The 13,390-nt window shown below is 57.6% G+C and carries 12 protein-coding genes and 1 pseudogene; 10 read left to right on the top strand and 3 right to left on the bottom strand.

Annotated features, from left to right (window positions below):
• The 3 genes from AC1DVH_RS19105 to AC1DVH_RS19095 all read right to left on the bottom strand — a co-directional run.
• Positions 1-753, bottom strand: a 753-nt coding sequence (locus tag AC1DVH_RS19105; RefSeq protein ID WP_477755118.1) for a helix-turn-helix domain-containing protein, incomplete at its 3' end; no start/stop codon positions are given.
• A gap of 496 nt (positions 754-1,249) precedes the next feature.
• A complete protein-coding gene (locus AC1DVH_RS19100) occupies positions 1,250-2,626 on the bottom strand; it encodes an aspartate aminotransferase family protein (protein WP_056723405.1) in 1,377 nt (458 codons plus the stop codon).
• A gap of 681 nt (positions 2,627-3,307) precedes the next feature.
• Positions 3,308-4,288: a LysR substrate-binding domain-containing protein gene (locus AC1DVH_RS19095; RefSeq protein WP_201783881.1), complete on the bottom strand. Its 981-nt coding sequence runs from the start codon at positions 4,286-4,288 to the stop codon at positions 3,308-3,310.
• Positions 4,289-4,407: 119 nt separating this feature from the next.
• On the opposite strand from AC1DVH_RS19095, the pseudogene AC1DVH_RS19090 reads away from it, so the two are divergent.
• From AC1DVH_RS19090 to AC1DVH_RS19045, 10 genes and pseudogenes are all read left to right on the top strand, one after another.
• Positions 4,408-5,177, top strand: a pseudogene (locus AC1DVH_RS19090) (transposase); the annotation flags it as partial.
• 892 nt (positions 5,178-6,069) lie between these two features.
• Positions 6,070-6,807, top strand: coding sequence for a hypothetical protein (locus AC1DVH_RS19085; protein WP_218497828.1), 738 nt, complete (start codon positions 6,070-6,072; stop codon positions 6,805-6,807).
• A 113-nt stretch (positions 6,808-6,920) separates the two neighbouring features.
• Entirely contained in the window at positions 6,921-7,136 is a 216-nt protein-coding gene (locus tag AC1DVH_RS19080; protein WP_218497827.1) for an AlpA family transcriptional regulator, read from the top strand.
• Positions 7,137-7,140: 4 nt separating this feature from the next.
• A complete protein-coding gene (locus AC1DVH_RS19075; protein WP_477755117.1) occupies positions 7,141-8,019 on the top strand; it encodes a ParA family protein in 879 nt (292 codons plus the stop codon).
• A gap of 14 nt (positions 8,020-8,033) precedes the next feature.
• The gene (locus AC1DVH_RS19070) at positions 8,034-9,605 is read left to right on the top strand and encodes a ParB family protein (protein WP_477755116.1); all 1,572 of its coding nucleotides are present in this window, start codon (positions 8,034-8,036) and stop codon (positions 9,603-9,605) included.
• On the top strand, positions 9,589-10,140 hold the full coding sequence (locus AC1DVH_RS19065) for a DUF2857 domain-containing protein (protein WP_477755115.1): 552 nt from the start codon (positions 9,589-9,591) through the stop codon (positions 10,138-10,140). Before AC1DVH_RS19070 ends, AC1DVH_RS19065 begins: the two co-directional genes overlap by 17 nt.
• Complete coding sequence (locus AC1DVH_RS19060; protein ID WP_477755114.1) at positions 10,134-11,339, top strand: STY4528 family pathogenicity island replication protein; 1,206 nt, start codon at positions 10,134-10,136, stop codon at positions 11,337-11,339. The genes AC1DVH_RS19065 and AC1DVH_RS19060 overlap by 7 nt, the downstream gene beginning before the upstream one ends.
• A gap of 150 nt (positions 11,340-11,489) precedes the next feature.
• Positions 11,490-12,245: a PFL_4669 family integrating conjugative element protein gene (locus tag AC1DVH_RS19055; RefSeq protein WP_477755119.1), complete on the top strand. Its 756-nt coding sequence runs from the start codon at positions 11,490-11,492 to the stop codon at positions 12,243-12,245.
• Positions 12,242-12,742, top strand: coding sequence for a DUF3158 family protein (locus AC1DVH_RS19050; RefSeq protein ID WP_477755113.1), 501 nt, complete (start codon positions 12,242-12,244; stop codon positions 12,740-12,742). The genes AC1DVH_RS19055 and AC1DVH_RS19050 overlap by 4 nt, the downstream gene beginning before the upstream one ends.
• A 5-nt stretch (positions 12,743-12,747) precedes the next feature.
• Positions 12,748-13,176 (top strand): single-stranded DNA-binding protein, encoded by a 429-nt coding sequence (locus AC1DVH_RS19045; RefSeq protein ID WP_477755112.1) that lies wholly within the window; start codon positions 12,748-12,750, stop codon positions 13,174-13,176.
• Positions 13,177-13,390: the final 214 nt, after the last annotated feature.

The following is a 13,390-nucleotide window of genomic DNA, read 5'->3' as shown; positions in this document are numbered from 1 at the left end:
AATCTCAGGGGCATCAATCGGAAAACAGCTGCAACTGGTGAGAGCGTTACGCAGGTCGATCGACTCGCCTAGGTGCTCAAATACAATATGGGCACCAAAAGGACGGCGGAAATTGTCACCCGAAACGCCGAGTACCAAGCCGTTGAGAAAACGGAAACGACTGCGATAGGAGGGATAAAGCGCTGACCAGATATAGCCCCGGGACGAGAGGTACTCGCGCTCGACGATGTAAATCAGATCCGATGAGGCAAAGCAGAACCCACGATATTTATTGATGCCGAAACTGTTCATCTGGTCATCGCCCAGCCTCATCCGCTCGTAGGTTTTACTCAGGATCTTTTCGCCGGAGCGGGTCAAGCGGGTAATCGACTTGATCACCTCCCCCGGCGCGGCAGGCGACATCAAATAGACAAAGTAGTAACCCTGGTACTTCGACAACGCCTGCGCGGAGCTCGGAAAAAAATCGGCTGGTACCGCACTGTCCGGCTCTCGCGCCGTGCGTTGCCTGTTGAGCAGAGCGCGGAAGGATTCATGCTCGGAGAATATTTCCTCCTCATCCACCCCAAAAAAAGTGCAGATCTTGCGCAGGGTAAAGGACGAGGGAGTCGCTTGCGCCCCCAAGTATTTGTTGAACTGCTGGCGGTTGATATCAAGGGAGCGGCATACCTTCGCCACCGACTTATAATATCCGCAGAGAAGGCGCAAGTTTTGACTGAAGTCTTGCATCGACTGAGATGAACTGGAACTGACCATAAAGAGTATTCCTAACGCCAGAATTGACAACATGCTGAACTAATCGTCGCTTGGGGTCACGGCTTCAAAAGCTCAGTGCAAGACAGTGCCTGAAAGTGGCGCAGAAGCTCGGCATTGCCAACCCGTGATCGACGCGAGCATTGAGCCCGACCATAGCGACTAGGTGAGGAAATATTCAACAAATACAAAAGCTTATCCAGCGATTCCTGACCCATCGGCAGAATTAACATCGGCTGCATATTTGTAATTCGCGCCCATTGCTACCCAAGATGTCACCGCTGTGGTCTTCATTAACACCACCGGTGCAGGCGAGGCCGGGGCAGGCACCAACGAAAAAGCCCCGAATAATCAGGGCTCTAACATATATATGTCGTGGCATTTTCCGTGAATACTACAACGGGCTTGCCTGTAAGCCATTTAGCAGGCCCGCTGCCTACTCTCACAGAATCGTCCGCGATACGACGCCAAACCTATCAAAGTCGAGCCGTACCCGTACTCAATGCCCCTGCGCCAGCCACCGCTGTGTATCCTCCAACGCCTTGCTGAAACAGTTGATGATCAGGTCGACTTCTTCCGCTGTAGTGACCAGGGGTGGGCAGAACGCAATGCTGTCGCCAATGTTGCGGACAATCATGCCGTGCTCTTGGCAGCGAGCATTGAAATAACTACCGACCCGGCGAAGCGGCTCGAACCGGGTTTTCTCCGATTTATCTGCGACCAGCTCAACGGCGGCAATGAAGCCGACACCTCGGATTTCCCCGATTAACGGGTGGTCAGCATATTGCGAAAGGCCAGCTCGCAGTCGCGCCCCCATTTCGGCCGCGTGTTCTACCAGGTGTCGCTCTTCAATCAACTTGATGTTCTCCAGCGCCACTGCCGCAGCCACTGGGTGCCCGCTCGCGGTGAAGCCGTGTCCAAAGGTCCCAATGGTCGAACTTTGCCCCGCGATCTCCTGATAAATCCGTTCGTTGATCAACACTGCTGCAAGCGGTTGATATGACGAGGTCAACTGTTTAGACAGCACCATAATGTCTGGCTCGATGCCGAACGTAGTCGAGCCGAACATGTTGCCAGTGCGGCCAAATCCACAGACGACCTCGTCTGCTACCAACAAAATATCGTACTTGCGGCAAACCGCCTGGATCTTTTGCCAGTAGCCGCGCGGAGGAACAATAACCCCACCGGCCGCCATCAAAGGTTCGCCGATGAACGCAGCCACTGTATCGGGCCCTTCGCGTTGGATGAGGGTTTCGAGCCCTTTTGCAAGACGATCCGAAAATGCCTCCTCCGACTCGCCGGGTTCGCCGAAACGATAGTGATGCGGGCACATTGCATGCGCTATATCCATCATAGGCAGGTCGAAAGCACGATGATTGTTCGGCAAGCCAGTTAGGCTCGCCGCAGCGATGGTCACGCCATGGTAGGCTCCGATGCGGGATATCACCTTTTTCTTCAGCGGCAGGCCACGGGCGTTATTGTAGTAACGAACCATTTTCACCACCGTGTCGTTGGCCTCAGAACCGGAGTTGGTAAAGAAAACCTTGCTCATCGGCACCGGCGCCAGCGAGATGAGCTTCTCCGCGAGATCCACGGCAGGCTGATGCGTTTTGTGAGTAAAGGTGTGGTAGAAAGGTAGCTTACGCATCTGCGTCATGGCCGCCTCGACCAGTCGCACCTCGCTGAAGCCAAGTGCCGCACTCCACAGGCCCGACATGGCTTCGATATAGCGACGCCCCTCGGTGTCATAGACGAAAACCCCATCCCCGCGCTCAATTGCCAACGGACCGACACCTTCGTGCATCCGCGCATCGGTATAGCTATGAAGGTGATGGGCTATATCCCTCGCGTACAGTGTGTCAGTGGCATTGGACATGGGTGTCTCCAAGAAAGAAAGTGACGACCCCGCTCACCTTAATAGCAACTTGGCGGGGTATGGATTTAAGTTTTGGCTGGGAAATTAGTCCGGAACACAGTCGTTCCAGACTAGCTTGCGGCACTTGGTTATAACGCGGTTATGGCATGAGAATCGCTGTGCTCTAACGTGGTTTTCCCCTTCGCTGTTTTTGATATTCAGCCCGTGCCCACTCATTTGAGAGCTGAGTTTGATACAGTTTCTCCTGCTCAGACAGGCACTTTATTACTTCCTCAGTGGTGCCTTCATGTCACCACTCCATAGCTAGTACGGAGGAATTCCTCCCCCATGAGCTTCGTACATTCCGAACGGATCGTTATCCAGAGCAAATCGCCATAAACGGCAAGTCTTTGCCACTAACAGCGAAACTAGCGGACAGCGCCCCCCCAAGCCGATTGTCGAAGGTCATTCGCCAGTCATTCGCAACGGGTCCGTTCGTGATGGGCGCGTGCATAGCATGTTGGTGAATGAGCGCGGTTGCGACAATAACTGGGAGATACTTTTGTGAATGGACGAAACTTTGACGAGCCAGCGTCAATGGCAGGAGGAACATGCGCGCATGTGTTGAGCGGAAGATCAGTTTGAGGCTATTTGACCTGGATCTACTCAAGTATCAAACCGAACTTTTACCTGACGGCTAAATTATTCTTCAGCGCAATCGTGTTGACTTATCACACCAGCTGACTGGCCACCCGTCGTCTCCGCGATAGACTGCTGCATCCAAGCGCGGAAGCGCGCCAATGTCACTTCATTCCAACGCTCACGCGGTCCAACTAAATAATAGCCTCCGAGCCGAACATCGGTTCCAAGCAACTCGACCAGCCGCCCGGTGCGCAGATCATCAGCGGCAATTAGGCGTGTCGCGAGTGCGATTCCCTGCCCTGTTAGGGCCGCGTCGACCGTAAGATTGGCTGACCAGAGCCGCGGCCCGTTCAACACTACTTCATGCCCATAGCCAGCCTGATGGAACCATTGTCGCCATTGATCGCGGCTTTCCTCATGTATCAACGGCTGACTCACAAGATCGTCAAGAGAGCGGATGGGTGCGTTCTTGCTGATCCAGTCCGGGCTAGCGACCGGGAAAATCCGCGGCCTTTCCAGCAAAATCCAGCGCACATTCCCCTTCGGCTCATCCAAATAACGGATATCGACATCGGCGTCGTAATGCGCGAAATCGGGCTCTAGATCGGTCGCGCGCATGACGAAATCAATACCGGGCAGCGCAAGTTGGAGCTGGTTAAAACGCGGCGCCAGCCAACGCGTCGCGAGACCAGGGACACACCAGATTCGTAAAACCGAGCGGCTTACCGCCGGACGCAATTCCGCCGTCGACTTGGCGATCATGTCGAAAGCCATTCCCACAGTCTCGGCAAAAAGCCTGCCTTCCGTAGTCAGCCGAATGCCTCGTGGTCCAGCATCCACAAGTCGCGTGCCAAGCCAGGATTCAAGATTTCGCACATGGCGGGAAACGACTGTATGGCCGACATTGAGATCATCCGCAGCCTTGCGCATCGAGCCGAGCCGGCTCACTGCCTCAAAGGCGCGGACCATCGAAAGCGGCGGTAGACGTCCGCGTTTGGCGCCACTTTCTAGCTCCTCTTCTGGCGATTTGGTTTTGCGCAAGCATGCCTCCTTGAAAGTGAGTGTTTCCACAAGTTTAAACGTCATAATGCCGAAAACCCCTCCTGTGCGAAATGAAATCCGGGGCTCGTTCCCGAAGAGACGCACAGAGGTCTATGACGAAGCGCCTATCGCTGACGGATCCTCAAGCCCGCTGAACCGCAGCCTCAGGTCGCTCGGCGTTCTACGCCTATTCCACGAACTATCCGATCGATACCGAGCACGGCGTCATCGTGGATGTGGAACCCACACCGGCTGATCGAACCATAAGTCGAGAGCACCAAGAAGATGATCGATCGGGTCGAAGCGCAGTTCGACATCAAGCCGGAACGCCTCATTGGCGACACCGCTTACGGTACTGCGCAGATGCTGGCCTGGGTGGTGGAGGAAAAAGACATCGAGCCGAATGTGCCGGTGTGGGACAAAACTGAGCGCAAGAACGATAGCTTTTCGAGTTACGATTTTCACTGGAATGAAGAGGCCGAGGAATACCGCTGCCAAGCCGGCAACTTATTACGCCGCGAATGGCGAGCCTCCAAGAACGAGCGTTTGCACCTCACCAAAGCCAACACCATCATCTTCCGATCCTGGCAGACCGACTGCGTAGCTTGTCCGATGAAAGCCAAGTGTTGTTTCGCAAGCTCGCAGCTTCCATGAAGCCGCTCGTGATGTGGATCGGCGCATCGCAGCGAGGGCGTAATACGTGCGCTCTCGCCACGAACGTAAGAGGTTCGAAATGATGTTTGTCCACCCTCTAGCGCATACTGAAACTGGATCGCCTGAGACTACGTGGCATGAGTGGCGCGACCGATGAGTTCACGCTGGCGCTACGGTGCAGAGCCTACGACGGCCGGCCAAATTGACATCTCACGGGCCACCAGTCACAGGATAGATGCGCCTGCACTAAGCCAAAAACCTCAAATTATCCCAATAACAAAGCAACAAAGGTCAACGAAGTGCCGAGAAACCACTCAATGTGGTGAGTAGGTTCTCCGGTGGTGGTCGTGCTTGAGTTCAGGCGAGATGAAAATCCGACTTTTTTCAACAGAATCAGCCGAACGCAGCCCTTTGCCATTGCTCCATTTGGAGGGCTGACGGCCGGATATAAGTGGGTGAACGACGGAGGATGCCGTAACCAGACCTACAGGCGTTGAGTTTGCGTCCGTGCGATACTCACCGAGCTGTTACGAGCGATAGCCTTTGCGCAATTTACAATGGTTCGCTGCACCGAAACAGCACCGGACCAAAAACTGAAATTGGGGTTTTTGGCGTGCGGTGATTGATCCTTAGAATCCGCAGGCAATTGGGCGCTACATACTATTTGTCAAAAATTTGGCTCTACGAGTCATAGGTTCCCGTCATCGACAGGGCCTCCAAACAAACGGCAAACCGGCCTCGCCTGTAATTGACTGAACGTCAGCCAATCCTCATACGCCTTCACTGGACACAACCGTTTCAAGCCTGTTGCCGCTCACAGAGATCTGACCCAGTAAAGGCAGGGTCAAAATCGCATCAGTGCCAACACCAAGATGCTCAATGTGATCGAGGCGCTCAAGCCGGAGTTTACAATGCGCGTAAGTCAACTGCCTGTTCAATGATCGGCGCTGCCCCCTGCACTACGTCAAAACCTGTTGCAACCGCGTCTCGTGCAGCGAACTATCTCCATGTAGAGCTGTCTCCATAATTGGATCCAATTGAGGCTTGGAATCTGGCTCGCTCGGAGAGGCCTAGAAGGATTGCCCGCGCCAGCGATTCTAGGACGAATTTAGCAGGAGGCTTTTACCATGGTCTCGATCAGAAGCTCCTATCACCCTATCGATGCCGCGATCCTCTGGTGCAACCTCGCCGACCATCAAGGCGAAATTCTGCAGGTAGATCTTTCTCACCCCGGTAGTCTGCTCAAGCATTTTCCGCAATGGCCCTTTCTCCATGCCTACGCCGAACGCATCTACGACGCCATCGTCTGTGGCGAGTTAGCCGCGACCTACCTTGGACGACCCATTACCTCTATCGATCAGGTTGAACGTGTCTATTGGTCCATCCGCCATTCTGATCTGCGGGTTTGGTTTGCACGCAACTGCCCGGAAGAAAAGCCAGCGTTCCTATTTTCCCAGAATATCGACCATTCCGAATGCGTCAGCCTGACCGCACATCTGGCCCTGCAAGCGGAGCGAGACGCCGGTGCCCGCGAGATTGAAAAACTACGCCAAGCGCACTCGGCAATTGTCGATGAGGCGAAGGCTCACGCCCTCAACCATCACAAGCTATCAGCACAGCTTGGCACATTTGAGGTCCCCTCCGAGGCGTCCGCTTTCGTGCACTACACAATCATCGGCGCACTGCTGGAGGTCGCGCTGGGCAAGTCCAACAGCGGCCGTCTGCAGTCGATCTATAAAAACCAGGCTGCGGTTGTCGAGGCCATTACTACACAATTCCCTGGTGTTCCTGGACTGAGTAAACGCACCCTTGATCGGAAATTTGCGGAGGCTCGCCGTCATTTGGCCCAGGCCTTACAGGCCTAAGGCCGAATTGCCAGGCAATGACCGCCATTGCCTGGCAATGATTTCTCTCCTTTGCCGACCTTCACTGATTGTCACATCCCACCACGCGCCACATGGCGCTACGGAGTGACACCATGCAATCTACCAGCCCTGCCCCTCTGTTAGCCGAGCGCCACATCATGCGTCGTGATGAGGTCGAACAAAAAACCGGGTTCAAACGCTCGCACATCTACAACCTAATGAAAGCCGGACTGTTCCCGCAATGCCGCCGCATCGGCACGCGTGCCGTCGGTTGGGACTCACTGGAGATTGAGCAGTGGGTTCAGGATCGCTTGTCGACGGGAGCCTAGGGTCATGAAAGTTCTTTCGTTGATCTCGACCAAGGGCGGCGCGGGGAAAACCACCGTCGCCGCCAATCTGGGTGGATTGCTCGCCGACTCAGGTTTGCGGGTGTTGCTGCTGGACCTGGACAGCCAACCGACGCTGTCCAGTTACTACGCCTTGTGCGAGCTCCGAGACGCCGGCAGTTACGAACTCATCTCACAACGGCTCACTGCTCACGAGCAGGTGATCACCACCACCGTGATTCAACGCCTTGAATTGATCGTGTCCAACGACCGCGCCGGGCATATAAACACCCTGCTGCTGCAAGCGGCCGATGGCCGCCTGCGACTGCGCAATCTGCTACCAGCCTTCCAGGATCGTTACGATGTGCTCATCGTCGATACCCAAGGCGCGCGCAGCGTGGTGGTGGAGATGGCCTTCCTCGCCTCCGATTGCGCACTGTGCCCAGTCCCGCCGGAAATGCTCGCAGCGCGCGAGCTGCGCCGCGGCACGCTCGGGCTGTTTGAGGAATTGGAGCCGTACCGCTACCTGGGGGTCGCGTTGCCGTCAGTGAAGCTGTTGCTCAATCAGGTTAACGCCAATCGCCGCGATACCCGCTTGATTATGGAGAGCCTCCAAGATTCGTTTAAGGCCGATCCTCATGTCAGCCTCTGCGCCACAGTGATTCCCGATCGGGTGGCCTACCTCAATGCGGCCTCACTGGGGCTGCCCGTGCACCGCGTCGACTTCACTCCACCGGCTGGTAGCCATAGCCGTTGCGCCGCTGAGGTCATGCGTGCACTGGCGCTCGAGTTGTTTCCAGAATGGACCGACCTACTGAGCTCCCCAACAGCGTACGAAACTAGCCAAACGTCAACAGCCGGTAGCCGGCTTATCCGTCGCGACTGATCGGAGGATGTGTGATGAAGCCGCCGACCTCCGAAGAAATCACACGTCAACTGCAGCAAGCCCATTTCCCGCAGAAGCCGGACCGTGAGGTCACGGCCGCTCCCGTCGGCGACACAGCGATGGTCGTCACCCTCGAGCAACTGCGTCCCTACGAGCTCAATCCGCGTGTCATTCGCAATCCGCTGTATGACGAGCTCAAAGCCTCGATCCGCGAACGCGGTTTGGACCAACCACCCTCCATCACCCGTCGGCCGAATGAGCAGCACTTCATCATCCGCAACGGCGGCAACACCCGTTTGAGCATCCTCGGTGAACTCTGGCAGGAAACCCGCGAAGAGCATTTCTTTCGTATTCACTGCCTGTTCCGTCCCTGGCAATCCGAGTCACATGCCTTGCTTGGGCACTTGGCCGAAAGCGATTTGCACGGTCAGCTCACGTTCATCGAGAGGGCCCTCGCGGTAGCGAAACTCAAGGACATGTTTCAGGAGCCTAGTGCCCCCCTGAGCCAACGCGAGCTCTCCGCGCGCTTGAGCCAAGGTGGGTACCCTGTCTCGCAATCGCATATCAGCCGTATGTTCGATGCGCTCGAGCATCTGCTACCTGCCATTCCGCAGATCCTTTATGCAGGTCTCGGCAAACCCGTCATCGAGCGGCTGATCACGCTGCGGCGCCGAGCGGAGTCGACCTGGAACCAGTATTTCGGTGATGCCCAACAATTCGCGATGCTGTGGTTAGAAGTGTTGTCGACATTCGAAGGTGAAAAACCCGAACTGGACTCGAGTGAGCTACAGGACGAGCTGATCGCCAAAATGGCAATGATCCTGAATCAGACGCCCCGCCTGCTAGCTCTGGAAATGTACCAGGAACAGCACGTGTCGCCTCACGCAGCAACTAACGCTCACCCTCTGCCTCAAAGTTTAGAAGATGACCCTCCACGCCCGTCGCCAGAAAGCGTGGACGCCTCCGACACATCAATCGAGTCGTCTAATCCCGAGCAACAGCTAAGTAGCGGAGCCCCTTCGACGGCGAAAGAGCCCCGCCTCTCCCACATTCGCCAGGCGCTAAGTGACGAGCAGCCTACTGTGAAGCAGCAGCATGGCATCGATGACGTTCAGTCACCGGTGAACCCGGTTTCACCACGCGTCACGTCACTGAATGACATCAACGGCTTGCGCGAAACCTGCGTCACGCTGGCGACCGATCTAGCCAAATATGCCGACGCCAGTGCAATGGTCAGGCCGCAAGCTGACGGCCTGGGCTTCACGCTGTCACTGGAGTACGGCGAACTGCTCAGCCCACGATATACCGGCATTCAGCTTTTGCTCTCGGCCCTGCTGCGTTTACAAGATGACGTGGCCTGGGAACAACGTCAGCAGTTGCCGGCCGCGTTGTTTGGTCAGCTGCTGATCGGGGCCTACGACCTGCCATTTGCCGAACGCCCCTCTCTGACAGTTGGCCTCGAGCGGCTCCCCGATGCCCAGCTGGAGCAACTATTTGCGTTGATCCGCCACGCCCGGCGGCTGATCGATCTGACGCTGTCGTCCACTCGCTACCGTGAGGAACTGCCTCATGACCACCACCTTTAATTTGTTGAACCATGCCATGTTGAATCAGGTGCTGCATGAACTGCGCCATGGGCGTCTGCAGCGGTGCAAAGCCTTGGGGCTGGCCGATGAAGACATCGAGGTCCTGCAGTCGCTACCACCGACCACCTTGTCCCACCTGGCGCACTCGTCCATCGCCTGGGTGGAGGTCAAAGTCGACACGGCTGTGCTGCGACGCCTCATCGCTCAGGCCGAACGGGATGAACAAAACGAGCGGTTGATCAATCGGGCGCTCAAGTTGGGGGCGAGCTCCAGCATCATGTACCGCTGCTTTGGCCTGGACCATTCGGAAACCGCGCTGCGTCGTCGCGTGCTTAAAATCGAGACCCACCGCGGTCGGCCGGTTCAGCTCAGCGAAGCGCAAGAGCATGCGGTGTGGAACCGCTGGAGCCAACTGCGGAAAGACGACCCGGACAACGATCCGTTGGATGCGATGATGATGCTGGCGGAGGAGCGACACATCAGCCTGACCTTGATCTGGCAACAGATCGAATTGTACGGAGGTACGCCATGCTGAACTTCTATCAGGTCGACTGGCAGGATGTGGTACGCCAGTGCTACGACGCGCTGCGGCGTCGTATGGAGTGGCAGGCGGCACAGACCCGAATGGCTGCCCCCGCTAAGGAGGCACCGCTACGGACCATCTACTATGGCGACAATGATCCGCTGCCCCAAGCGTTGCTGCTTGATCGCCGGCTGACGCCGCTGGAACGCAACACCTGGCAGGTGTTGCGCTGGCTGATCACTGAACGTCATGTGAAAACGCCCCGCTACCAGGACCTGCAGCCCTACCTAGCTACCAGCCCCTGCGGGATGCAGGCATCGCGCGAGACCATCGCCCGAGCGCTCAACGTACTTCGCACCACCCGCTGGCTCAGTTTGGTTGATCGATCCCGCGATGACCAAGGCTGCCTGCGCGGTTGCGTCTATGTGCTGCACGGCGACCCGTTGACTCCAGCCGAACAGCTTGAGCTCGACGGCGGCTACGCGGCGCTGCTCCAGCAGAACCTCACCCACGCCACTAAAGGTGTGCGTGATGTGGCGCAGCATGTGATTGAGGAAATTCACGCAGACCCACAAGTGGCGGCGGTCGTTAAGGAAAAACTCGCCGCACCTGCTTCGCCAGCTCAGCAGCAATCGCTTTCCCTTACCAGCGCGGATGCGGACAATTCCGAACTCAGAAAAAACCACCAGGTTCGGACCGCAGACGCATCGGCAACGAATCGCGAATCCTGCGGTAACGCACCGATTTCGGCTGTGGTTCGGAATACCGACGCCGGCCGTACAGTACAGAAAGACAAAAGCAAAAAAAGTACGGTACTGGCGCAGGTTGAGTTAGGCCGAGCCCGATGGCCAGAGGACCTACCGCTAAGCCCAACTGAGCGACGCATGGCCATCCAGGCGATGCGCCAGCTCGACCCTGAACAGCAACAAGCAGTGATCAACGAAGCGGCGGTGCGGTGTGCCCGCGGCGAAATCCGCAAACCGGTCGCCTACCTGATGGGCTTGATCAAGCGCGCATGCCAAGGGGAATTTACCTTGTGGGCGGCCCGTGCCGAGACGACTCTGCCAGTAACCACGTCCCACCGCGATCCGAAGGCAGAACCGCCCTGCGAGCGTCCACGGCGCAGCGGCGAACGCACGGCCTCTCCACTCGCCTTGGCGTGCCTGGAGGAACTGAAGCAACGCTGTCGCGGCATAGGCGCAGCGCCTTAAGATTGGACGCCAGCGGAATCAATGCCGGTGCCATCAAATCCAGGGAAATCCACTGCCTGTAAATGCGAGCGGGCCACCTTCGCGTTGATCCGCGCCGCGCCTCACGGAACAGCCCATTGTCTGCGTCATTCCGACGGCGAGGTACTGGCGATGGTCGATCACTATCAGCTCAACCTGGGCTCTTTGCGCAGCAGCATCACCCTCACTCTGCACACCCATCATGCCGCGCGGTTGTGGCAAGGCCGCATGGCCCGCGAAGGTGTGCACCCCATCATGGGCATGGCCGGCTACATCAGCGTCACCAACCTGCTCAAGCACGCGAGCAGCCAGGACGACCCATTTGCCGACTGGTTCATGCTCCAGCTGGAAGACAAGCTGCTGCAGGCCAAGGCCGAAATGCTCACATTGACCAGCCAGATCAGCCAGGTGGAGCGCGACCTGCCCACCCAAGTCGATGTCGGCGACAACCTCAACATCCATCCCGTCACCCTGCCGCTGTTCATTGGCAGCCAGCTCGGCTTTCTCGCGGTCTACCTGCTGACCGACTACGACACCTTGGTGCGCCGCGTGTTGCTCGCCCATCACACCGCCTTGATCGGCCGCAGCGACATGGAAGTCTGGATCGATCGTGGCGCCCATCTGCTGCGCAGCCTGTTCGGTTTGGCGCAGCGTTACCGCCTGGCCGGGGTCAGCCGGGATGACATGGCCGCCAACAACGCCCGCGCCCGCGAGGCCATCGACAAGTTCGGCACACCACCGCGAAACATTCTTGAGGGCAGCCGCCGCTCCCAATTTGCCCCACCCATCGCACGCGGTTCCACGGCCTCGATTCGCGATGAGCCAGGTCAGGCAGAGACAGAGGCTCAGCCCGCGCAGGACATTCCATCCGAAGGGGGTGAAGCATGACCTTGGCCGAAGCGATCATTCGGCGTTTGTCAGCGGATGCCTATCGTGAGTTCGAACAAGGTGCCTCCCTAAAAGGCCTTTTAAAGCCTTTTAAGGGTAAGGGGGAACTGCAGCAATTCGCCGAGACGATCCTGCGCCTGCGCACCCGGGTCGCCGGATTGATGGGGGTGATGCTGACCATCATGGCGCAGCCTCCCTTCTCGCTGCTGGACCTGCGATTGGTCGTCCAGCACAGCGCCTCCGGAACCGATTTCCTGCGCTGGCGCAGCCCGGACTTCCAGCGCATGGGGGTACAGGTGTGGCAGCAAGCGATGGCACTTCCGCATCTGGCGCCTTCGCTGCGGGAGGCGCTGTACCAATTGGAGGTCAACCGCGTCACCCTGAACCTGCAGATGAGTAGCCTGCAGTCGCTGTATCGCCAGGCCGAAACCGGCGTCAGCAAGCTGCACGCCGTCGAGACCATCTTCGATCTATCCCGTTCCCCCACCGAGGAGTAGCAAGCATGAGCACGTTCTTTGTTGGTGAAGGCAACATCGGTAGCGCCCCGGAGTTTCAGGAGTTCAACAGCCCCCCGGATGAACCGCGACGCCTGTTGCGGCTGAATGTCTATTTCGACAACCCGGTACCGCGCGACGGCGGCTACGAGGATCGCGGCGGCTACTGGGCCCCCGTCGAGCTCTGGCACCGTGACGCCGAGCACTGGAGCACTCTGTACCAGAAAKGCATGCGCATCCTGGTCGAGGGCCGGACGGTCAAGGATGAATGGGAGGACAGCGAGGACAATGCGCGGGTCACGTTCAAGGTGGAGGCCCGACGCATTGGCATCCTGCCCCACCGTCTGGCCTCGGTGTCCATGCGCGAAAAGGCCAATGAAAGCAGCGGCTCCGGACGCAAGGGGGCTAGCAAGAAGACTCCACGCAAGACCGGTTAATCGAGTGGTCCTCAGAGGAATAACGGCCCGCAGCGAGATACCCCTGAGGGCTCGCTGCCCGTTCGGCGCGAAACGCTGGATACTCCAGGTGGTTTAATGCCGCCGGGCCTCTCCCCGTTGATCAGCATCCAGCAACTGCGCCACCTCACCCAAGTACTGGTCCAGTGCAAGGAATGCCCGCCAGTGCGCCTGGCTTTCCTGAACCCATGCGATC

This window comes from Pseudomonas sp. P4_C3 (assembly GCF_056402075.1).
The sequence above is the reverse complement of the archived record's forward strand: the minus strand, read 5'-3'. Positions and strand labels throughout refer to the sequence as shown.

Excerpts from the sequence above, each read along its gene's own strand:
- AC1DVH_RS19065 (WP_477755115.1), top strand. The coding sequence starts at position 9,589 with ATGACCACCACCTTTAATTTGTTGAACCATGCCATGTTGAATCAGGTG.
- AC1DVH_RS19055 (WP_477755119.1), top strand. The coding sequence starts at position 11,490 with ATGGTCGATCACTATCAGCTCAACCTGGGCTCTTTGCGCAGCAGCATC.
- AC1DVH_RS19050 (WP_477755113.1), top strand. The coding sequence starts at position 12,242 with ATGACCTTGGCCGAAGCGATCATTCGGCGTTTGTCAGCGGATGCCTAT.
- AC1DVH_RS19075 (WP_477755117.1), top strand. The coding sequence starts at position 7,141 with ATGAAAGTTCTTTCGTTGATCTCGACCAAGGGCGGCGCGGGGAAAACC.
- AC1DVH_RS19085 (WP_218497828.1), top strand. The coding sequence starts at position 6,070 with ATGGTCTCGATCAGAAGCTCCTATCACCCTATCGATGCCGCGATCCTC.
- AC1DVH_RS19060 (WP_477755114.1), top strand. The coding sequence starts at position 10,134 with ATGCTGAACTTCTATCAGGTCGACTGGCAGGATGTGGTACGCCAGTGC.
- AC1DVH_RS19100 (WP_056723405.1), bottom strand. The coding sequence starts at position 2,626 with ATGTCCAATGCCACTGACACACTGTACGCGAGGGATATAGCCCATCAC.
- AC1DVH_RS19070 (WP_477755116.1), top strand. The coding sequence starts at position 8,034 with ATGAAGCCGCCGACCTCCGAAGAAATCACACGTCAACTGCAGCAAGCC.
- AC1DVH_RS19080 (WP_218497827.1), top strand. The coding sequence starts at position 6,921 with ATGCAATCTACCAGCCCTGCCCCTCTGTTAGCCGAGCGCCACATCATG.